Genomic DNA, 21,566 nt, shown 5'->3' with positions numbered 1-21,566 from the left:
ATAGACAACCTCTTTATTAGTTGGCACAAGCTTAGCTACATTTGAGGAGCTTCCAACCCAAACTGAGCCCATTCCTCTTTCGCTGGACCATAAATACCTGGAACAGTTAAACCAGCCTGACGCATCAGAACCGTCATTTGACCGCGATGATGACTTTGATGCTGTAGTAAAAATAATAACAGGGAACCATTGGGCATTTGTCGACCAATAAATTCAATCGTTTCAGTCATTGTCTTGTCAGTCCATTGTGATTGTATCGCTTCCACAAAGGCTTCACTCGCTTGGTGATAGCCATCTGCAATGAACTGAGCAGAGGTAGGAACTGGAAAATCCTTTGCTGGGGCTTCAAACGCTAAATTCGAATTCGAGGTAATAATTCGAATTGCAGTAACCGTGTGCCAAGCAACGCGTCCTAAAGTCCAGTTTTCCGGAGTGATTGCCTGATGTAGTGATTCATCTGTTAGATGATTAAGTAATTTTTGCGTAGCAGCGGCTTCAAATGCCCAAGACTGTAAAAAATGATCGATTGTTTGAAACATGAAATCCCCCCAAAAATAGCCTATGATGTCTTATTTTCCTATGCTCCTAAAAGAAAAGCAAGATAAAGCACTGCATAAAGGGGAAGGGCAATCGAGAGCAGGATGTACATGCTCCATTCACCAATCGATAATTTCCGTTGCCACCTCGTTAATTTTAGCTGTCGACAATAGACCATACTAGCAAGTAAAAAAATTAATAAAGTAAAATCCTTTAAGTTATCTAAAAAGATGTTCAGAATATCAGCTCCTTTAGGCATTGGCAATATATGTGCCAACAAGACGTTCAATGACCATAAGCTGAGCCAACATAAAAAGTGCGTTTCTATCTAACATAGAAACGCACTTCCATTTATTCATCTCGAAGGACAATAAAAACACCACTAAAAATTAATAGGGAGCCTATCCAAAAGGAAAGCCCAATCGTCTCTCCTAATAAGAGCCAGCCTAAAAATGTGCCGACAATTGGTTGAAAGAAGAAAAATAAGCCGCCACTAGACGCATTCATTAGTTGAAGCCCTTTATTCCACAATAAAAAACCACCAGCTGTTGAGATAATGCCTAAGTAAAGCAAGCCTCCTGAAATGGTCGGTTGTAAAACACTTGCCAGATCTAAATTCTTTAGCCTTGGAAGGACAAAAGGGGTCAATAACATCACGGCAATCATAGATGTATAGGTTGTGACAACAATTTGTGAGTAATGGCTTGGTACCTTTTTGACGAATACCGACATCAGTGCCCACGTTAAGGCAGCAAGCAGTAAATAGAGTCCACCTAATTGCTGTGTCACATCGATTTGACCATTGCCTACAACGATCCCGACACCAATCGTGGCAAGAGTGATAGACAAGCATTTTTTCAGCGTAATGCTTTCTTTTAAAATCAAACGGGCGAAGACAACCATAAAAGCAGGGGTTGTAGCAGTAATAATTGCCCCCATCTGCGCGGTGGATAGCATTGTGCCCATTTCCTGTGTCACAATTGAAATCGTGTTCCCAATAAGGCCAACAAGAAAAATGATCAGCCAATCTTTTTTAGCTATTTTCCAGGATTGCCTCATCATGACCCCAATGATCCCAAGTGCAATCACCGCGATCAAATAGCGCATCCAAACAAGCTCTAATGGTGGCACAACCTCCACCACTACTTTAACAACTACATACATGGCACCCCAAATACTCGCAGCAAGCGATAAAAAGATAGCACCGATTATTAGATTTCTCATGTTTTTTTCCTCCGTTTTCATAGATACCTATGCCCTTAACGGAGAAAAAGAGCTTCTACCGTTAAGGAAGAAGAAGTGCTGGTACGTCCTGTTCAAATAATGGAGCAAACATCATAATAATCCCACCATCCTCAAGTCATTTTTTATTAGTATAATAGAATAGACATCGTTTTCATAGGGAGATTTCATGAAAGCAAAAAGAGGGGGATGAAAATGGTAATACTTCAATATGTGATGGAAGAGAAGGATTTGCCAATCATAAAGGAGGTCTATCAATCTGTTGGGTGGATGAAACATGATGAACAGATTATCAAACAAGTTTTCGATGCAAGCACACATCAAGTATTCGCTGTGGTAGATGGAAAAATAGTGGGCTTTGCCAGAGCTTTGTCAGATGGCGTCTTTAATGCCGCCATTTACGATGTGATTGTGCATCAAGCCTATCAAGGCACAGGGATTGCTCGTTTACTTCTGGAGGATCTGATCGCACAGTTAAGGGAGGTATCCTGCATTCAGTTAATCGCCACAACAGGGAATGAACCGTTTTATGCAAAAATGGGCTTTAGAAAATTGAAAACGGGTATGGCCATCTATAAAAATCAGCAACTAGCTCAAGAATATTTGGATTAAAGGGAAGGGGCGGAAACCCACCAATGGTTTCCGACCCTACATTTTTAGACTGGATGAAATAGCTGTTAGTGGATACCTGCTTATAGTGCCCTACACTCCACTCATTCAAGTTGATTAAATCCTTAAGGGATTTGGGGACAGGGCAATTCCAATCTACATTTGCTATTGTTAGTGGGAAATTATCCTCAGCCGGATTAGGTGTATGGATATTAGCTAAATCCAAACCAGCATCCTCCTCTACAAACTCCATCCATATTTGATAAGGTTTTCCCAATGTCGAGAGCCTTTCTGATAAGCGGTTATATAGGGCTATATGTGCTTTGATGTGCTCTCTTCTTATCTTTAAACCATCATTGCCGTACCCGTAAAAATCAAGGTGAATTGTGCCACAAATTAAACCAACCTTCTTCGTCAATGTCTACAATAGATAGCTCTGTGGTTGTTTGTCGCCATAAGTTACGGAAATAACGCCTTTTCCCACGAAATTTTTTCATATTACTGTTCTTCCATTTAAAAAGCTGTTCCTTTCATTACGTTGCCTTTTATTAAAATAAAAGCTTTGGCAATCCACTAAGATGCGCGATAACAGAGATTTGCCCAACATGGTAAGCTTCATGTGAGTAAACATGATGAAACAACCAGTTACATGTAGGGACGGAAGGTGGCGTCCAACCATCGGAAAACTTCGGCACCTCGACTATTTCATTGAGCTGCGATTCGTCTAATGTATGTAGAATGTCATCTGTATAATTTCTAATTTGAATATAGCTATCTAGTATTTCCTTAGGCGAACAATCATCGTGAAGGTTTAATATACAAGGATTTTTAAGTCCAATTTCATTCACCCAATAGTCTTCGCTACTTGATAAATGAGAAATAATCCATGCTACATTATTTGGATAAAAATCAGATGTCTTAAACCAAAACGCCTCATCAAGTGTCCTTAGGTAAGGTATTAACGTTTTCCTTAGATCATTACGATATGGAAATAGCACATCTATACATCCTTTCTTTTATTAATAGGTTTATTGTAAAGGAGCAAGCACAGGATAGGAAATGAATCCTTTTTTCTCAGATTAAAAGAGGTCTGGAATATTAAAAAAATCACCTAGAGGAAGGTGATTAGATCGGATTGATTTTAAGTTCTCTTAGAATTAAAAGAACGCCCACTCCATACACGATAGAAATGGCTAAAGGTACAAGTGTGAAGGCTTGATCAACAAAGAAACCACCTAAAATCAGGGCAGAAAAGCAGACACCTAGAGTCACAAATAAATAAGCCTTACTTTTATAAATCCATATGTATGGCAGAAAATGAGAGCCTGCAAGTAAACCAATTGTAAAGGGAAGATATTCAGGTATGTTCATATACACAATGATAAATACAGGTATGTAAAAAGCTTGAGGAGCGGCAACGATTCCTCCTAACGTCCCTAAAGGATTGCCAGTAGCGTTTAAATTAATCCCAAGAATTTTACTAATGCCTAAACCAATAGGGAAAATGGCACCTAAGCCAAATATCCAACTTAAACGAACCGCTTCGATTGGCAAAACTAAGGGCATTAGAGTAAAAAGTAAAAAGACAACCGCACCAGAAAGTAAAATGGGAAATCCCTTTTTTACTTCAACAATCATTTCCTTTTGTAAATCTTCCAGTGTTTTATCCATCAACGCACCATCCTTCATGAAATAAATAGAATATAACCTATAATATACCAGTATATTTCTATTTTTACCACAGATGATTTGAAATGGAGTTTTTTGTAAAGTTTGAAGGTGATCGAATCCTATGTCCCCCGAAAAATTATGAAGACAAAGATAATTATTAAAATTGTTGAAAACACTTGTAAAGAGAAACGAACATTAGCAATCATTCCTTTCAACTTTCTTACATTTTAAATACCTATGGAGATTTGACAATATTGATTTTGGGGTTACAAAAACGCCATCTTCTCAAACATCAAACATGGCTAAAGGTTACTCGCTTTTTTTTTGTCTCAATGTTAGCATTGTAGAATATTGGAGGTATCGTATGGGACGAGATAAAAAATTTTCTGAACAAGACCTTTGGCATCATACGCATCAGCTTTTGCTATCTGTTGGATATCAAGGGTTTACAATGAGCTTGCTTGCACAAAGTATCGGTGTATCAAGGGCCGCAATTTATAAACAATATCCAAATAAAGAAGAACTTATTATTCAATTTATGGTTTGGCAAATGGAAAAAAGCATCGAGAACCTTTCAAATGTTAATTTTTCGCAATCATTTGAACAACAGCTTGAGGACTTACTTGTTCGTATGTTTGATATGCGCGACCTACATCAAATTTTAGGATTCGCCTCACAAATTAATGACGTATCGCTGGTTGTGAAGCAAAAAAAGGAAGTATTAAATAACATGCATGGTGGACTTTACATACCACTTCAACAAGTAATTAAACAGGGGAAGGAAGAGGGGATAATTGCAGAAGATCGTAACAACTTTATTTTGCTTAGCTTCATTTTTCAATTGATTGACATGCCAAACCATCTCAATATGCCTATAGAAAGCTTTTTAAAGGAGATCAAATTGCTTATTTTACATGGTATTTCAAAATAAGTAACAAGCGTGTCACTTATTTTAGTTACACAGGTGTAACTTTTGTGTATAATGAAAAAGAATTCATATTTAGCAGGATTCAATCTTTGCTCATATGAATTCTATTTCTAATATGGAGGCTACATCATGTTTTTAGCACTAAAAGAATTAAAATATGCGAAGTTCCGCTATGTAATGATGACCACAATTATCATTTTAATCGCATGGCTCGTGTTCATTTTATCAGGACTTGGCAACGGTTTAGCGACTTTGAGTGCCGCTACACTGAAAAATATCGACGCAGAATACGTTGTCTATGAAGAAACAGCAGGGGCTACATTCGCAAAATCGATCCTGTCAGAAAATCTGCAAGATGATTTAGAAAAACAAAAAAATGTAGATAAAGTCGCTGCGTTTGGCGCTTCTACAATAGCAGTCGGTAAAACAAAGTCAAAAGATGCCGATTCGAAGGAAGATGTCGCATTTTTAGGCGTTGAGCCAGACGCATTTTTTATGCCAGAGGTAATCGAGGGTGAAAAATTATCATACGACAACAAAAAAGGTGTTGTTATTAACGATACGTTAAAAGAAGCAGGCTACAAGATTGGTGATATTTTACTAGTAGCAAACTCTGACATGAAATTAGAAGTGGTAGGTTATGTAAAAGGTGAAACCTATAATCACTTACCTGCTATTTTCACAGTACTGGAAAACTGGCGTGATTTTCAATATGCAGCTCCTGGCTTTGACAATGATACGGACAAGGCTGTACAAGCTTTCTTCCTAAAGGCTCCAAACTTAGAAGATCCATCTACTATCGACAAAGCCGTAAAAGATGTTGAAACGGTAACAAAGAAAACAGCAATCAACGGTATGCCTGGTTATAAAGAAGAAAACGGCACTATTATGATGATGCTTGCTTTTTGTATCGTTATCTCTGCATTCATTATTGCTGTATTCTTCTACGTCATTACAATGCAAAAGACACAACAATTTGGTGTCATGAAAGCAATTGGCGCTAGCAATGGTTTCATCGGTAAAGCAATTGTTGCACAAGTAGCGATTCTATCAGTATTAGGTATCGTTATTGGTATCGTCTTCACATACTTAACGGCTAAAATTTTACCAGAGGGTATGCCATTTGACTTAGAACCGACCTTAATCATTACCTATGCGATTGTTTTATTAATTATTGCATTATTAAGTTCAATTGTTTCTGTACGTCAAATCGTTAAAATCGATCCATTAACAGCATTAGGGAGAGTGGAATAAATGGCGCTATTATCATTACAAAATGTTTCTAAAAGCTATAAAGAAGGCGCTAGCACTGTCCAAGCATTAAAGCAAGCAACACTTGAAGTAGAAGCTGGGGAACTAGTAGCCATTATCGGTCCATCAGGTTCGGGTAAAAGTACACTACTTTCAATTGCAGGAGCTCTATTACAGATGTCAGAGGGTACTGTAGAAATTAACGGCAGGAATATTGTTCATCTTTCAGCAAAACAATTAGCAAGTTTCCGTTTAAAAGAGCTTGGTTTCATTTTACAAACATCTAACTTAGTACCTTACTTAAATGTACTTGATCAATTACTACTGGTGAAAAAAATGGGTGGTAAAGTGACAAAAGATGATAAAGAGTTTGCAAAGCAACTACTTACAGAGCTTGGCTTAAGTGATAAATGTAAAAAAATGCCGAATGAATTATCAGGTGGTGAGCGTCAACGTGTTGCGATTGCACGCGCATTCATGAATAACTCAAAAGTGATTTTAGCCGATGAACCAACTGCTAGCCTTGACTCTAAACGGGCACTTGAAGTCGTAAAGCTTCTTGCCAAAGAAGCAAAAGAACGTAATAAAGCTGCCATAATGGTAACCCATGATGAACGAATGCTACAGTTCTGTGACCATGTATATCGTATGGAAGATGGCGTGCTCACGCAACAATCTTAATCAATACAAAATAGAGGCTGGTATTTAGCTTTCATCAAAAAGGATTCGTGCTTTTGTGTCAGTAAAAGTGCGAGTCCTTTTCGTTATAGAAAGGAATATTAAATGATTTTTATTGTTAAAACGATCAACCTAAGCTAGGAAAAACATTTGATGATTATGCACGTTTATCAAGCCTCTTCAAAAACTACTACGCAGGTCTTTGGGATGGAACCCTACAATAATCTGTATGCTTTAAAGCCTGTTTTTGATGCCATAACGGAGTATGCTAGGCTGCATAATAAAGGCGGATTTCATGCGTTTATCCCTGATACAAAGGAAGGAATAGCAGAGAGCCGAAACTTTTGCTCACTCTATGGCATTCATGTGGAAGCTGCCACAGGTATATCCAATCGGGCTTTTACCTGTTATTTTTTAAATATAAATGTTTTTAATCAAGAGTACATATTTAGAAAAGCTACCTTTATATTGAATATGCCATTTTCAATATAAAGGTAGGATAAAAAATTAATATTTGACTTTAGTGATAATAGGGGTTTCAACTCTACTATTCAATTTTTGGAATAGCCAGATAGCAAGGAATAAAGCCATGCTTACAGTACCAAAACCGACCCAATTCAAATTTAGGACAGAGGTATGACTGATGACAAACCCGCCTAATGCAGACCCCAGTGCAAAACCGAATTGGATAAAGGAGGTATTTATGCTGAGGGCAATGTCTGGATTTCGAGGTACTAGTGTAACAAGAAGGAGCTGCTGGGCAGGAGAAATACTCCAAGTTGCTACCATAAAAATCATTAAAATCAAGATCAATACAAAGAGATTGATACCAGCTAGTGCGAATAAGAGGAGCGTTACTGCTTGTAACAGCAAGCCAAAACAAATGGTAAAACGCGAACCCTTTGCATCAGCCAATTGCCCGCCCACTCTTGAGCCAAGAAAGCTACAGATGCCAGCTAAAAATAGAATGCCACTAATTTCGGTCATAGAAAGAGGGGATGTGGCTTGTAAGAAAGGCGTAATATAAGTAAATAGGGTAGCGTAGCCACCGACATAAAATAAAGTAATCGCCAGGGCAGTTAGAATTTTTGAATCTTTTAAAATCGAAAGCTGCGACCTGAGTGTAACAGCTTCTTCCTCTTTGATAACTGGAATTTTTTTATAGATGATAAGCAGTGGAAGAATAGTTAATAAACCGATCAGCATAAATAAAACTCTCCATCCAACTATTTCGCTAAAAAATGTGCCAATTGGAACACCCAGCACGAGCGAACTACTTAGTCCCATCAAAATGATGCCGATAGCACGGCCTCTTCGTTCTTTTTCAACTAATCGAGTAGCTACTGCCATGGCTACCACTGTAGCAATTCCTCCGCTAACCCCTTGAATAATTCGTATCCCTAGTGCGTACTCAAAAGAAGAGCTGATAAACATGAATCCGTTACTAATAATGAACACACTAACGGTAGCCATAAGCAACTTTTTGCGATCCACATTGATCGTGAGCGCAATGAGAATTGGAGCGAAAATAGCTGCTGCTAGGGCAAATAAAGTCACTAATAACCCAGCTTCTGAAATCGTTACTCCAAAGTCGACGGCAATCATTTCAATAACGCCTGTAATAATGTACTCAACGGTTCCGATTAGAAAAACAATGAGTGATAAAACATAGATAATCAGCTTATTTTTCAACTCAATTCACGCTTCCTTCAGCTATTTATAATAGGTATTTGTATCTCCATTAATTGGACGTTTTGGGTTGTAGATAATGGTAAATAGATTTCTCTACCTGGTTCGTTTTCCTTGACTTGATAGTTATTTTCTACAATCCAGTTAGCTAAATCAACACAGGCTGTACAAGCAAAGTTAGAATCTGAACGAAAGGTCATTGTGGCCATCATTGGCTCAGAAGGAAGAGTCCGTAGTTGAAATGTTTCAGGGAATGATGAAAGCTCCTTGGTTAAAAAATAGCCGACTTCAAATTCAAACTCGTCTTCTTTCTCCTCTATTTCTTTCCATAAAACAACCTGAGGACTTTGAGCTAATTGGCGCATTTCCTTTGTGAGTAATTGATTAAATGTACGAAACAGATCTGGAATATCTTCTTCTCTCCCGCGTGCTTTCAAAGAAAGGAATTGCTGAGCATCCACTGCCTTGATGCGGATTTCTTGATCTGATTCCACCTGACCCTCTCGTTCTAAAAGTTGCATACGTTCTTCAATTCGTGCAAGCTTGGCCTGTTCCGTCTGGATAATATGTTGAATCTCACTTTTTTTCAGCTTAAACATCCCTTGTATATCTTTTAACGAAATATCTTCGTGGAGCAAACGTATAATTTGTGGCAAGGTAAACCCCAATTCCTTATAGAGAAAGATCCGATTGAGCTCTAGTAGCTGGTCTGCTGAATAGTATCGGTAGCAAGTATCATGGTCCACCTTTCTCGGCTTTAATATGCCAATCTGATCATAATAGCGCAATGTTTTCAAGGATACTTTGCTTAGCCTAGAAAATTCACTGATTTTAAACAAAATATCACCTCCAATCTAATAACTTAATGCAAGTATACAGTTTCCTGTGCAGGGGAAAGTCAAATGCTTTTTAAATAACCTTACTACAATCTAATGTAGTAAGGCGCTTGTGAATATTTCAATGAATGTTAAATATATAAATAACAATAATAATATAATTAAAAACAACTATTATTTATTGTTAATCAATAAATTTCGTGTTAAATTTATAGTGTCATTAAATAAGTGAGGTGCTTTCAATGAATGTTAAACCAGGTTTAACATCTTTTTTAAAGGTAATAATTCTTCTGGCTGGGATGGCCATTCTTGCCCTATGTATATTTTTTGTACCTCCTATGGCTCATTTCGCATCGAGTTTGTATCCGAATTTTTACCCAATGAATTATCTCATTTTCATTGTGATGTATGGATCGGCTGTACCTTTTTACATTGCTCTCTATCAGGCTTTTAATCTTTTACGGTACATTGAAGCGAATACAGCTTTCTCGGAATTATCTGTAAAAGCATTAAAGTACATAAAGTGGTGTGCGATAATAATCAGTGGCTTGCATGTCTTAGCTTCACCACTTTTTCATTTTATAACAAACAAAATGGATCCTCCTTTTGGAATAGTGGGACTCCTCATCATTTTTGTTTCACTAGTTATCGCCATTTTTGCGGCTGTCCTCCAGCGGCTTCTACAAGAAGTGACGAATATAAAATTAGAAAATGATTTAACGGTCTGAGATGGATGATATGGTGATATTAGCCAAACGAAAACTGCTCATAGAAGAGATGTAGAACCTATCAGTTAGAATTCGGAATCCTATGGAAGTTTAATAGTGACGCAAGTAAATTTCTAGATAGATATGTAGTTTAATCTTTTAAGGGGGCTGATCCACTTTTATTCTACTTTTGCTATACTTTATGAAATTGAATAGTATAGGAGGCTATAAAAGTGGATTGGAAGATAAAAAAATTTGATGAATTAACAGTAAAAGAACTATATGAGATACTGAAGGTTCGTGCGGAAGTTTTTGTTGTAGAGCAAAAATGTGTCTATCAGGATCTAGATTCAAAAGACGAAAATGCTTATCATTTATTTGGTGAAGACCAAGGAGAGGTAGTTGGGTATTTAAGAATTCTACCCAAAGGAATAGCATATCAAGAAGCAGCAATCGGAAGAGTGTTAACAAAGCAAACCTACAGAAAAAAGGGATTGTCTCTGGAAATGGTTAAAAGAGCAATTGATTACATTCTAGATGATATTGGAGAAGACGCAATCCGCATTTCTGCGCAGGCATATTTGCTAAAATTCTATGAGGGCTTCGGATTTGAAAAGACATCAGATGTTTATTTAGAAGATGGAATAGAACATATAGAAATGCTATATAAAAGGCTGTAATTATCAGACACCTTGCGTTTAAAGAGGAGGATAGCCCTCGAATAGAAGGATAGAATTCAAAAAGTGGAGGATAAAACTGAAAAAGTAGCGGATAGAACGCTCAAAGTGGAGGATAGCCCTCAAGTAGAAGGATAGAATTCTAAAAGTGGAGGATAAAACTGAAAAAGTAGCGGATAGAACGTTCAAAGTGAGGGATAGCCCGCAAATTAGGAGGATAGCCCTCAAATAGCAGGATAAAATACTAAAAGATGATAAAATAGCAGATTAACAAATTGTAAAAATTGAGCGCTATCCGAGCATAAGGATAAGCGCTTTATTTTTTTCTTGAACTTTTAAGCCCTTAAACTAGTATTTAACCTTCAACCCTAGTAATGAAGCAAAACCTATGGCTTGTTCAGTAGAGACTTCACACCCATTTAAACTTTCTGGAGTTACTTGAAGTCTTTTAAATTTACATGTACTGATGTCTATTCCTTTTAAGGGAGTTTGAGAGAAATCAACATCATTTAGATCACTTTCCTGAAACGCTACTTTATTAAGTAAACAATCATAAAAATTCGCACCTTGCAGGGAGGTGCTATCAAATAGCACTTGTTTAAAGCGCACTTCGGGGAAATTGCATAAGTTTGCAAGGCAATTTTCAAATGAAACATTGCCGAGGTTTGCTTCAGTTAAATTCAACCCTAATAATTTACAGTTTTTGAAGGCCACTCTATGAATGATGCCTTCACTTAAGTTAGTGTTAGATAAATCACAGTTTTCAAAAATGACGTCCGTTAAATCAATTTTTTGAAAGGTACAATCGATGAATGTGACATTTTTAAAGATAACATTAGAGACGATTAATCGTTCAATATCCTCGTGAGCAATGACCGTATCCGTAATCTTGCAATTTGTTAAATAGGGTTCCTCCTCATAAAAAATATCCTGAAAATTTGCTTTGTCAAGATTCGGGGATATTTTTGGTGATATAAGTTGGAAATTGTATGACATATTAGCACACCCTTCAAATATAAATAAAAGCTTCTCCTATTTAGTATAAGTGCAAACCTAAAATAAGAACACCGTCTATACGGTGCTCTTATCTGGTTTATACAAAGGATTCACCATCTTACTAAAAACGGAGGCTAGCACCTGTTGAAACAGCATACCGAACACAACAGGCATGGCGACTTTACCTGGAAAGTACGTTGTGGCTACGATGACACCGACTGCAATATTTCTCATGCCACCAGTAAAAACAAAGGTTGCCATTTGTGGACCGTCTTTTAACAGATATCGACCAATGAGGTAAGCAAATAGATAGCCTGATACTGCAAGGAAGAACACTAAAAGCACCACGAAGAAGAGATGCATGTTGATATCCTTTAAGTAGGGAGCAATGGCACTGCTATTAATCAGTATGACAGCAAATAAACATAGCTTTGAAAAAGGAGCAAGTTTTTTACCGATTTTTTGAGGGATGGCTCCTTTCGAAAGTTCATTCACTAAGATACCTAAAATCGTGGGTAAGACAATCATCCATAGTAAATTCAGAATCAGGGATGCCACATCCAACTCAATTTTTTCACCCGAAACGATATAGAGGATGGAGGGGAGGAGGATGGGTGAAAGGAGCGTATCAATTAAAATAATTGATAAGCCTAACGGTAAGTTCCCTTTGCAAATATTGATCCAAATAACACTCGTTACACCTGTTGGAAGTGCAACTGCTAAGACAAAACCAACAGTCAACAAATGGTCATCGAACAAAACAGTGGATAAGAAATAAGCCCATAAAGGCATCAAGAGATGAAGAAAAAGGATGGAGAATAAAATGAGAACTGGATGCTTCATGAAAATTTTTACATCTTTAAATTTCATATGTAAGCTTCCTGAGAATGTCATGAAGGCAAATAGCCAGGAGACGAGGAATAATAAATGATGTCCAATACTTTCTAAGAATACACCTACAATTAAACTTAATGGTGTCAGGATCGCAATGTATTTTTGGAGAAATACATTTAGTTTTTCTAACATACAAAGACCTTCTTTTTTTATCTGATTTTATCACTTTTATTATAATCGTAGGTAAATTTACCGCAAAAAAAGCAGAAGATTTACTCCTGCTAAGAATTTACATGTTTTTTATTGGTTTCTTTAGTGAACGGCATCCATACAATGCCTACAATCAATAAAATATTACCTGTCCACCTAACCCATAAATAATAAGGCTGGTCTTTTAAAAAGTACAACGAAGCTAGGATAATAACCATCCCAATACCAATCATTAATTTTAAATAAATCGGAGTTTTTGCCATTCTCCTGCCTCCTTTCTATCTTTTCATGAATATGTATCTATATCACTTTTTTTCCTATCCAATGCGCAGTAAAGACAATGGGGAAAAATAGTATGCCAAAAGGCAGGCTTATCAAAACGATATGCCAAGTAAGGATGCCACTAGTAAACAAAGATTTAAATAAAATAATGCTATAGGGAATAATGATGATGGCTGATGTTATAGCTCCTGGAGTAACAGAACGAAATAAGAGCGATTGTCCAATATGGGTAAAAGCATGGATAAAGAAAACAAGTGTAACAGCTGTGAAAAAATAAATAGTAAAAGCAGCCCCGTTTAGAAAATAGTAGTTAGCCAGAATGGTAGAGAGACTGACAAACAAGAAGATAAATAAGACAGCAACAGCAAATTGTGCGGTGCTCATTGAAAATTGTTTTACCACTTTATCGGCTAATTTTTGGGGTAATCTTTCATACAGCTTATGACGATTATGATGTAACCATTTCTCTATCATAATAATTTCTTCAAAATCATGGATAATAAATAAAATAGGAAACAACCAAATTAGTGTTTGAACATTCAACCATTCCATATGAATACCTCTCTCCTTATCACTATGCTTGAAGTGTGACTGAAAATACCATATTTATATAATATATGTTAATAATAACATATTGAAAATAGAAAAAGTTGTAAGCAATTATTGAATCTAATTAAAAAGAAATCGGGGATGAAGCTGTGAGTGAAATCGATAAACGTAATAGACTAAACAAGGAACCATTCTCATATCAAACGACAAAAAAGGGGACTGTCGTTATTTATTATGAAGGGAAGCACATTAAAATCGTCAAGGAGAAAGAGGCTGAGCGTCTACTAGCAAAAATTCAGCAGGTGGAGGGGCAGATAAAGGAAATCCAGCTATTGTTAGCTAAAATGACGGGAAATTTTAAACGAGGTAACGAGAAATTGGCTAAACATAAAAAGGGAATGAAGGCTGAAAAAGGTTTATTGAGATAATAATTATGCAAAGCTAATAGTAACATATTGAATTGGTTTTTCCTTTTTAAGGCAGGCGTTAAGGGAGTTATTACGATTATTTACTGTATGGTTCTCTTTTATAAAAATACAAGCACTTGCTTTGTCCAATGAGAAGGGAAGATAAATTAACGCACAATTAGCGGATTTGAATTTTTTGTTAATTATTAGCTCATTTTACCATTTTGTCGATAACCTGTGTTATTCTATATTAGAATAATAAATTAGGAGGCGGTAATATGTATTACAGCAATGGTAACTATGAAGCTTTCGCACGTCCTAAAAAACCTGAGGGAGTCGATAAAAAGTCTGCTTATCTGATTGGCTCGGGACTAGCCTCACTGTCAGCAGCATGTTTTTTAATTCGTGATGGCCAAATGAAAGGTGAGAACATTCATATTCTTGAAGAGTTAGATATTTCAGGAGGAAGTCTAGATGGCATTCTTAATCCGACGAGAGGGTTTATTATTCGCGGTGGACGAGAAATGGAAGATCATTTTGAATGCTTATGGGATTTATTCCGTTCCATTCCTTCGTTAGAAGTAGAAAATGCTTCCGTTTTAGATGAATTTTACTGGCTTAATAAAGAGGATCCTAATTATTCAAAATGTCGATTAATGAAGGATAGAGGCCAAAGACTTGAGGATGATGGCAAGTTCACTTTATCAGACAAATCCTCAGAAGAAATGATTAAATTATTCTTTACGCCTGAGGAAAAATTAGAGGACAAAAAAATCACAGATGTTTTCTCAGATGAATTTTTTGAATCGAATTTTTGGCTCTATTGGTCTACAATGTTTGCGTTTGAAAAATGGCATTCTGCGATGGAGATGCGTCGTTATATTATGCGTTTCATTCATCATATTGGCGGATTACCAGATTTATCGGCCTTAAAATTTACAAAGTATAATCAGTATGAATCGCTCGTGCTGCCAATGATTAAATACTTAGAAAGTCATGATGTTGATTTCCAATATAATACGGTTGTAGAAAATGTTTTAGTTGATAAGGTAGGAGACAAAAAAGTAGCTCATACATTGGTGTTAAGAAAAGATGGTGTGAAAAAGAATATTGAACTAACAGAAAATGAGTTAGTGTTTGTGACAAATGGTAGTATTACAGAAAGTACAACATACGGGGATAATAATACGCCAGCCCCTATCAATAAAGATTTAGGTGGCAGCTGGTCCCTGTGGAAAAATATCGCTGCCCAAGGTGAAGAGTTTGGTCGACCAGAAAAGTTCTGCGATAATCTGCCAGAGGAAAGCTGGTTTGTTTCAGCTACCCTTACAACATTAGATGATCGAGTGGCTCCATATATTGAAAAAATCAGTAAAAGGGATCCATACGCTGGTAAGGTTGTAACAGGAGGGATTGTCACAGCTACCGATTCTAATTGGATGCTAAGCTATACATTGAACCGCCAACCTCACTTTAAAAATCAACCAAAGGACCAGTTAGTTGTTTGGATTTATGGCTTACTTTCAAACAAGCCAGGTGATTTTATTAAAAAAAGTATCACAGAATGTACAGGCATTGAGATTGCACAAGAGTGGTTATACCATATGGGTGTACCAGTGGATGAAATTCCAGACATTGCACAAAATTCTTGCAATACGATTCCATGCTATATGCCTTACATCACTTCTTATTTCATGCCAAGAGCAATGGGTGATCGTCCACTTGTTGTGCCAGAAGGATCAGCTAATTTAGCCTTTATTGGCAACTTCAGCGAAACAGCAAAAGATACAGTCTTTACTACGGAATATTCCGTAAGAACGGCGATGGAGGCGGTCTATCAACTATTAACGATTGACCGAGGTGTGCCAGAGGTGTTTGCGTCTGCCTTTGATGTTCGCACATTATTAGCATCAACGGCTCGTTTGCTGGATGGTAAAAAACTAACAGATATTGATGCACCATTTATCTTAAAGCAAATCGGTAAATTGGGTATTCATAAAACAAAGGATACAATCATCTATGATTTACTGAAAGAAAGTAAACTAATATAGTGTTAAAAAGAGACAAAGCAGTTTGAGGGGCTTTGTCTCTTTTTTTATAGCCAGTCTTTTACATAGGCAAGTAAACCGATAAACGCACCTACCCCCATGCCAATAAAGACAGGCACTATGAGGTTGGCTTTCTTGTGTACGGTTTTCATTTCTTCCATTGAAATCCCTTCTTTCTCATCACATACTTAAAATTCTAAGCGCATCGTCTGGTTCGTATCCTTGAATCCGTGTTTTTCATATAAGGATTTAGCGCCTTTATTTTCAGTCAATACATTTAACTCCAGATAGTCCAAGTGACGATAGGCTGCCCATTTTTTCGCTTCTTCTAATAAAGCAGATCCAATTCCTTTATTTTGGTAACGCTTGCCAACAATCACATCCACAATAAAAGCATATTTGTGTTCAACCAAGCAAGTATAGGGTGGGGTCGTCGTTTCTTTAATAAGCAAAAAGCCTACTACTTCGTTCTCGAATGTTGCGATTAAAATATCTGAATCATCTTCAATGATCGTAAACCTGATAAAGTTGGCATCTTGTTTGGCAGGTTTGATATATTTAGGTTGAAGAATCGACATCTCTAAAAAAAGCTCTTGGTATAAACGCTCAATTTGTGGAATTTCATCGAGCGTTGCAGTTTTTATTTCCATACTATCCCTCCGTCAGTTTAGTATCATAGTAAGTAATATTTTACACTAATGGTTGATTAATAGAAAGGAGAAGGCGCATGAGGTTATGGCATATAGATTTAATTGCGTATCTACCAAAAGGACAACTACTGTCGCAGTGGAGAGAGCTAAATAGCATATTTGCGAAAGAGGATCAGCATATACTGATTAATTATATATACGAATACCCAAAAGAAGATTTGTATTTGTATACAGAAAAAGTCATGGATGAAATGAAGAAGCGGGGTTATCAAATTCGAACCTACGAAAAAAAGAATAACTACTTTAAGGGTTTGGGCCCAGTAAAGGATAGGAGACCCTTTCAACAGCATCATAATCAGGAATATCTTGAAATATGTTTTTATAATTTAAAGGAGAAATTTATAAGAGGCCAGAAGGATTATGAAGAGGAATTGTATCAGCAATTATGCACATATATAAATAACGTGCTTTAACTAGGAGGGTTATACATGTTAAGAGCGATTATATTTGATGTAGATGGAACGATTTTGGATACGGAGCAAGCGATTTTACAGTCATTGCAAAGAACCTTACGAGAAGAAACACAACAGGACTATCCCTTTGAGGCATTACGATTTGCTTTAGGCATCCCAGGAAAAGATGCATTGCAGAGGCTTAACGTGGATGACATAGAGGCTGTGCATCAGAAATGGTCTGCGGCTGTGCTGGATTTTTCACATGAAGTGGCTGTTTTCGAAAGTCTAGAGGAAGTTATTCAGCACCTTGCAACAAAGCCACTACAATTAGGGATTGTCACTTCTAAAACAGCGCAAGAGGTAGTGGATGAATTTGAGCCGTTTGGGTTAAGTGAGTATTTCCAGCATATTGTAAGTGCCAGTGATACGGAAAAGCATAAACCACACCCAGAGCCGCTGTTAAAATGTCTGGACGCATTACAGGTAGCACCAGAAGAGGCCATCTATATTGGTGATTCTATCTATGATTTCCAATGCGCAAAGCAAGCAGGCACCAAATTTGCCCTTGCCCATTGGGGAGCCAAATCCACCATTGGCTTTGAGGAGGCAGATTACGTTTTTTATGAGCCAAAGGATATTTTAGCAATCGTTAAGTAGCATGAAAAATAGAAGATGGTGTCCTAGATTTCACACCATCTTTGCCTATGAGGAAGGTAAATAGTTAAGAAGGTTAAGACAGTCAAATTCCTTAAATCTACACTCACATGGGATAAAATAATCGAGCGTAAGCTTTTTGCTTTTAGATAAGTAATGACCCACACGATACCTGCTATGGATAAATAGATATACAAATGATAGGATTTACTAGCATAAGAACAGGTGGTAATTTAAAAAAGGTCTGCATCAGTAATTTTTCCGAAGGATGAAAAAGTTAATGATACGATTATTCAACACATAGTTAAAGATTTTATAAAGAATGTTTCTAAAGCAGAAAAGGTAACATTGAGTTGCGAGGTAGCCCTTATTACTTTATTGAACAAACAGACTTTATCGATTCAAAGCAAGGTTTTTCTTTTAGTCTCTGTTAGTAATGATATCTGGCCCGCTCTTATGTGGAGCATCGGCATCATGGTCATCGCATATTTTTTCGCCATTAAACAATTTAAACGCCAGTTAGGCTAAATTCGTCATTATTAAATAAGCCATACGAAAAAGTCGATTTCTTATTGTATAGGAAATCGACTTGTTCTCGCTTCTATTCAATCTATATGGATAAAGACCATGCTAATTTCGAAAATGATTTCGTGCTAGAAGGGTTGCTGACTGATAGTCAGAAGGCAAATCATCCTCAAAATAAATCGCTTCTACTGGACAAACTAATTCACAAGCTCCACAATCAATGCAAAGATCTGGATCAATTACATATTGGGTATCTGTCATAACAATGCAATTTACTGGACAGACATCCAAACAGACAGCCGCTTTTTCATCCCTGCATAATTCTGTAATTACAAATGCCATTATAAATCCTCCTATACAGACAACTGGTGTTTTAATTCTTCGGGTGAGTGTTTCCAATACGCTTCATTAAATTCAGATAAAAACTGAAAAAGTAGCCTTTTTGAATGACTATCCATATGCTGCAAGTGAAATTTCCCTTTCAGTGCCTTATCTAAAAAATTTACCTGCTCTGGCAAAGATTTATAGCCAAGCTTAATACGACGTTCTTCTTTTGATACCCGTACTTCACTTGCGGTACATCCCGCATAATAGGGGCCATTTTGATTAACCTGAATCGCTACCCAAACTATCCAATAACGATAATAATCGCTACTAGCATGAGCTAGATCAGGTGAAAAACGAACTTTTTTTTCAATTTTACTTCGTCCGTGTAAGGCTTCTAAATCTATAAACACGTGCTCTTTTTCACAATCTATAATAATTGACGTTACATTATTTAGATCAAGGGTACCTACTCCGTAACCTCCATCTCCGTCAGTTGAATCGTTACTTAAAATTGTAAAATGCATTTTCTCTTTCATAGAAGTCACCTCGACACATTTGTATTTCCTTATTAATAAATAGTTAATCGGTCTGAACATACAGTTTTTGCTCATAGCAAAACGCATAAAAAAAACATCACTGTACGCTACGTTGTACAAGATGTTCTACCTGTTGGTAATTTTTCAAGTACAAATCTAACAAACACATTACGTATAGTTTTATAAATTAAGATACTTGAACGTTTTAGTAGTAATTTTTTTCTATACGTAATGGTTGTCTAGGATTTTTCCTCATACTTTTATCGTTAAAAAGTATAAATACAATATAACGTCTAACATCAATGATTGTCTTCAGACTAATGTCTGAAATGTTATGTATTGGAAATTTAACGATAATACAGTGATTGGACCTTTAATTAGCAGAAGGTTGTTGCTATAAATTTTGCCATTCCGTTTTAATTGGTAGAAACCAAGCAGCTGAAAAGGAACTAAGACTCCTGACTCCTGAAAACAGCTATTTTTTCTATAAAGGAAAAAAATTGCTTGTTGTTGTAACAATAATAGTGTACGATACATAGTATAAGTTATACAGTGTATATCATATAGTAAGTGGAATTGAGGTGAGTGAATGAGTACGTTACTGAATTCATTAATGACAGAACTTAGGAGAGGAACACTGACATTAGCCGTTTTAAGTCAATTACGAACACCGCAGTATGGATATTCACTTGTTCAATTATTGGAAGATTCGGGCATTAACATCGATCAAAGTACCTTATATCCATTGCTTCGCCGTTTAGAAAAACAAGAGTTAGTGACAAGTAGCTGGGAAACCTCTGAGAGTAGACCCCGCAAGTATTATGTCTTAAGTGAATTTGGATTAGACGTCTTTTTGCAATTGAAACGAGAATGGATTAATAATTCAAAAGAACTTTATGAGCTACTAAAAGGAGATGAGGATAAAGATGAATCTGACTGAAATTTATATTCAAGAAGTCACGCGGAGGCTCCCTGAAAAAAATCGTGAGGATATCGCACTTGAGTTACGATCAACCATTGGGGATATGCTGCCTGATGATTACAATGAGCATGATGTAAAGGAAGTGCTGGAAAAGTTAGGGAATCCAGCGGCGTTAGCGAGCGGTTATCGTGATCAACCAATGCATTTAATCGGCCCTCGCTATTTTGATGTATACCTCTCGTTACTAAAAATGATTATTCCCATTGCCGCTGTCATTGCGGTAATCTCAATGATTGCTGAATATTTTATTAGTTTTGGCGGGGAAGAGGCGGTTATGAATGCTGTCCTCAATATGATGGGTGAAGGAATATGGAGAATCATTGAAGTAGGCATACATGTCTTTTTCTGGCTAACGGTCGTATTCGTCATTTTGGAACGTACTGATAAAGGAAAAGAGCAGCATCCATTATCAGCAAGTCTTAAAAAATGGACTCCCGAAGATCTGAAAACCGTCATTTATATTCCTAAGAAAAAGGCAATTACCAAGCTTGAAGTATTTGGCTATTTAATGTGGACGGCCATTTGGGCAACTTTTTATTTTTATGCAAATCATCTTTTAGGTATATATGAAGATGGTGGAGAGGGTCTCGAATTCGTAATGCCAGCTTTAAATCAGGATGTTTTACTTCATTATTGGCCTATTGTGATCGTTGTCATTGCTCTCGAAATTGGCTTAGCTCTCTACAAACTACTGAAAGGGCAATGGACGAAAAAGGTGGCAATCTTTAATACAATTGTGGAGCTTTTCGCAACCGTTGTATTCATTGTGATAGTAAGTAATCCGAATTTTATGAACCAAGAAAGTATCGCGTACATGAGTAATTTATTTACCACCTCTACTAAGCAATTTGAAATATGGCTAATTGGCGGCATAATCATTATATTTGTTGTATCTGCGACAATCAGTATATTCGACGGCTTCCGCAAGGCTCGAATCCGTTAATTCATCGTTGTTTATCAACCATGGATACTTTACTTAAAGATGGCCTCCGTATAGAGCCATCTTTTTCTTTTGAAATCTATGTAGGATGAAGTGAAATTACATAAATAAACAGTGGGGGAATTAAAATGGATTTACTAATTGGAATAGCAATTGTACTAATTGTGTTTTTCTCTTCAAGCATAATAGAGAGAAAGTTAAAATCGATTGAAAGGTAAAACAATCGCATAATAGAAATACTAGAAGAAATAAGAGATAGAAAATAAATAGATCGTCTAGGAACAGCGAAATTTAGTATTACGATGAAATACCCCATCAAAGTAAGACAAGCTTTGATGGGGTGCTT

General features: G+C 36.7%; 27 protein-coding genes and 1 pseudogene. 14 read left to right on the top strand and 14 right to left on the bottom strand.

The annotated features are described in order from the left end of the window. Positions 1-35: 35 nt before the first annotated feature. Positions 36-539, bottom strand: coding sequence for a DinB family protein (locus tag NY607_RS00805; protein WP_131519978.1), 504 nt, complete (start codon positions 537-539; stop codon positions 36-38). Positions 540-888: 349 nt separating this feature from the next. Next, positions 889-1,761, bottom strand: coding sequence for a DMT family transporter (locus NY607_RS00800; RefSeq protein WP_131519980.1), 873 nt, complete (start codon positions 1,759-1,761; stop codon positions 889-891). 213 nt (positions 1,762-1,974) lie between these two features. On the opposite strand from NY607_RS00800, the gene NY607_RS00795 reads away from it, so the two are divergent. Next, positions 1,975-2,391: a GNAT family N-acetyltransferase gene (locus tag NY607_RS00795; RefSeq protein WP_131519981.1), complete on the top strand. Its 417-nt coding sequence runs from the start codon at positions 1,975-1,977 to the stop codon at positions 2,389-2,391. Between the two features lie 371 nt (positions 2,392-2,762). On the opposite strand, the gene NY607_RS00790 is transcribed toward NY607_RS00795, so the two are convergent. The 3 genes from NY607_RS00790 to NY607_RS00780 form a co-directional block, all read right to left on the bottom strand. Next, positions 2,763-2,885, bottom strand: coding sequence for a hypothetical protein (locus tag NY607_RS00790; protein ID WP_256451369.1), 123 nt, complete (start codon positions 2,883-2,885; stop codon positions 2,763-2,765). A gap of 51 nt (positions 2,886-2,936) precedes the next feature. Next, the gene (locus NY607_RS00785; protein WP_237900556.1) at positions 2,937-3,386 is read right to left on the bottom strand and encodes a DinB family protein; all 450 of its coding nucleotides are present in this window, start codon (positions 3,384-3,386) and stop codon (positions 2,937-2,939) included. Between the two features lie 127 nt (positions 3,387-3,513). Continuing rightward, positions 3,514-4,059 carry a DUF7010 family protein gene (locus NY607_RS00780; protein ID WP_131519983.1) on the bottom strand — a complete coding sequence of 182 codons (546 nt, stop codon included), beginning with the start codon at positions 4,057-4,059 and terminating at the stop codon, positions 3,514-3,516. A 364-nt stretch (positions 4,060-4,423) separates the two neighbouring features. On the opposite strand from NY607_RS00780, the gene NY607_RS00775 reads away from it, so the two are divergent. The 4 genes from NY607_RS00775 to NY607_RS00760 all read left to right on the top strand — a co-directional run bounded on the left by NY607_RS00775 (position 4,424) and on the right by NY607_RS00760 (position 7,408). Continuing rightward, positions 4,424-4,990 carry a TetR/AcrR family transcriptional regulator gene (locus NY607_RS00775; RefSeq protein ID WP_048393822.1) on the top strand — a complete coding sequence of 189 codons (567 nt, stop codon included), beginning with the start codon at positions 4,424-4,426 and terminating at the stop codon, positions 4,988-4,990. A gap of 126 nt (positions 4,991-5,116) precedes the next feature. Then, the gene (locus NY607_RS00770; RefSeq protein WP_237900558.1) at positions 5,117-6,241 is read left to right on the top strand and encodes an ABC transporter permease; all 1,125 of its coding nucleotides are present in this window, start codon (positions 5,117-5,119) and stop codon (positions 6,239-6,241) included. Then, positions 6,242-6,919, top strand: coding sequence for an ABC transporter ATP-binding protein (locus tag NY607_RS00765; protein ID WP_112117959.1), 678 nt, complete (start codon positions 6,242-6,244; stop codon positions 6,917-6,919). Between the two features lie 150 nt (positions 6,920-7,069). Continuing rightward, positions 7,070-7,408 (top strand): hypothetical protein, encoded by a 339-nt coding sequence (locus tag NY607_RS00760; RefSeq protein WP_259418935.1) that lies wholly within the window; start codon positions 7,070-7,072, stop codon positions 7,406-7,408. Positions 7,409-7,423: 15 nt separating this feature from the next. Here the strand turns inward: NY607_RS00760 and NY607_RS00755 are convergent, their stop codons facing one another. Both NY607_RS00755 and NY607_RS00750 read right to left on the bottom strand, forming a co-directional pair. Then, positions 7,424-8,608 (bottom strand): MFS transporter, encoded by a 1,185-nt coding sequence (locus tag NY607_RS00755; protein ID WP_131519985.1) that lies wholly within the window; start codon positions 8,606-8,608, stop codon positions 7,424-7,426. 17 nt (positions 8,609-8,625) lie between these two features. After that, complete coding sequence (locus tag NY607_RS00750; RefSeq protein WP_259418934.1) at positions 8,626-9,444, bottom strand: MerR family transcriptional regulator; 819 nt, start codon at positions 9,442-9,444, stop codon at positions 8,626-8,628. 239 nt (positions 9,445-9,683) lie between these two features. On the opposite strand from NY607_RS00750, the gene NY607_RS00745 reads away from it, so the two are divergent. Continuing rightward, positions 9,684-10,169 (top strand): DUF2975 domain-containing protein, encoded by a 486-nt coding sequence (locus NY607_RS00745; protein ID WP_131519987.1) that lies wholly within the window; start codon positions 9,684-9,686, stop codon positions 10,167-10,169. Between the two features lie 212 nt (positions 10,170-10,381). Then, a complete protein-coding gene (locus NY607_RS00740) occupies positions 10,382-10,828 on the top strand; it encodes a GNAT family N-acetyltransferase (RefSeq protein ID WP_259418933.1) in 447 nt (148 codons plus the stop codon). A gap of 345 nt (positions 10,829-11,173) precedes the next feature. Here the strand turns inward: NY607_RS00740 and NY607_RS00735 are convergent, their stop codons facing one another. The 4 genes from NY607_RS00735 to NY607_RS00720 form a co-directional block, all read right to left on the bottom strand. Next, a complete protein-coding gene (locus NY607_RS00735) occupies positions 11,174-11,821 on the bottom strand; it encodes a pentapeptide repeat-containing protein (RefSeq protein WP_131519989.1) in 648 nt (215 codons plus the stop codon). 75 nt (positions 11,822-11,896) lie between these two features. Further along, positions 11,897-12,847, bottom strand: coding sequence for a bile acid:sodium symporter family protein (locus NY607_RS00730; protein WP_237900568.1), 951 nt, complete (start codon positions 12,845-12,847; stop codon positions 11,897-11,899). 89 nt (positions 12,848-12,936) lie between these two features. Beyond that, the gene (locus NY607_RS00725; RefSeq protein ID WP_054549391.1) at positions 12,937-13,128 is read right to left on the bottom strand and encodes a hypothetical protein; all 192 of its coding nucleotides are present in this window, start codon (positions 13,126-13,128) and stop codon (positions 12,937-12,939) included. A gap of 37 nt (positions 13,129-13,165) precedes the next feature. Further along, entirely contained in the window at positions 13,166-13,699 is a 534-nt protein-coding gene (locus NY607_RS00720) for an HXXEE domain-containing protein (protein WP_259418932.1), read from the bottom strand. A gap of 146 nt (positions 13,700-13,845) precedes the next feature. Between NY607_RS00720 and NY607_RS00715 the strand changes: the two genes are divergently transcribed. Both NY607_RS00715 and NY607_RS00710 read left to right on the top strand, forming a co-directional pair. Beyond that, positions 13,846-14,124 carry a hypothetical protein gene (locus NY607_RS00715; RefSeq protein WP_259418931.1) on the top strand — a complete coding sequence of 93 codons (279 nt, stop codon included), beginning with the start codon at positions 13,846-13,848 and terminating at the stop codon, positions 14,122-14,124. A 257-nt stretch (positions 14,125-14,381) separates the two neighbouring features. Further along, a complete protein-coding gene (locus NY607_RS00710; RefSeq protein ID WP_066038265.1) occupies positions 14,382-16,154 on the top strand; it encodes an oleate hydratase in 1,773 nt (590 codons plus the stop codon). A gap of 185 nt (positions 16,155-16,339) precedes the next feature. On the opposite strand, the gene NY607_RS00705 is transcribed toward NY607_RS00710, so the two are convergent. Next, positions 16,340-16,801, bottom strand: coding sequence for a GNAT family N-acetyltransferase (locus NY607_RS00705; protein WP_131519994.1), 462 nt, complete (start codon positions 16,799-16,801; stop codon positions 16,340-16,342). Between the two features lie 77 nt (positions 16,802-16,878). Between NY607_RS00705 and NY607_RS00700 the strand changes: the two genes are divergently transcribed. From NY607_RS00700 to NY607_RS00690, 3 genes and pseudogenes are all read left to right on the top strand, one after another. After that, positions 16,879-17,274, top strand: a complete 396-nt coding sequence (locus tag NY607_RS00700) for a pyrimidine dimer DNA glycosylase/endonuclease V (RefSeq protein ID WP_048393800.1) — start codon at positions 16,879-16,881, stop codon at positions 17,272-17,274. A 15-nt stretch (positions 17,275-17,289) separates the two neighbouring features. Further along, on the top strand, positions 17,290-17,913 hold the full coding sequence (locus NY607_RS00695; protein ID WP_259418930.1) for an HAD family hydrolase: 624 nt from the start codon (positions 17,290-17,292) through the stop codon (positions 17,911-17,913). A gap of 378 nt (positions 17,914-18,291) precedes the next feature. Further along, positions 18,292-18,438: pseudogene (locus NY607_RS00690) on the top strand (ABC transporter permease); the annotation flags it as partial. A gap of 102 nt (positions 18,439-18,540) precedes the next feature. Here the strand turns inward: NY607_RS00690 and NY607_RS00685 are convergent. Together NY607_RS00685 and NY607_RS00680 are read right to left on the bottom strand one after the other, a co-directional pair. Beyond that, entirely contained in the window at positions 18,541-18,777 is a 237-nt protein-coding gene (locus tag NY607_RS00685; protein ID WP_131519997.1) for a DUF362 domain-containing protein, read from the bottom strand. Positions 18,778-18,788: 11 nt separating this feature from the next. After that, a complete protein-coding gene (locus NY607_RS00680) occupies positions 18,789-19,298 on the bottom strand; it encodes a YwhD family protein (protein ID WP_131519998.1) in 510 nt (169 codons plus the stop codon). A gap of 589 nt (positions 19,299-19,887) precedes the next feature. Here NY607_RS00680 and NY607_RS00675 point away from each other — a divergent pair. Further along, a complete protein-coding gene (locus NY607_RS00675; protein WP_048393791.1) occupies positions 19,888-20,238 on the top strand; it encodes a PadR family transcriptional regulator in 351 nt (116 codons plus the stop codon). Continuing rightward, positions 20,225-21,223, top strand: coding sequence for an HAAS signaling domain-containing protein (locus NY607_RS00670; protein WP_237900578.1), 999 nt, complete (start codon positions 20,225-20,227; stop codon positions 21,221-21,223). The genes NY607_RS00675 and NY607_RS00670 overlap by 14 nt, the downstream gene beginning before the upstream one ends. Positions 21,224-21,566: the final 343 nt, after the last annotated feature.

Source organism: Lysinibacillus sp. A4 (genome assembly GCF_024919535.1).
Lineage (GTDB): Bacteria > Bacillota > Bacilli > Bacillales_A > Planococcaceae > Lysinibacillus > Lysinibacillus capsici.
Note: the sequence above shows the minus strand (reverse complement) of the source record. Positions and strands in the feature narration are given on the sequence as shown.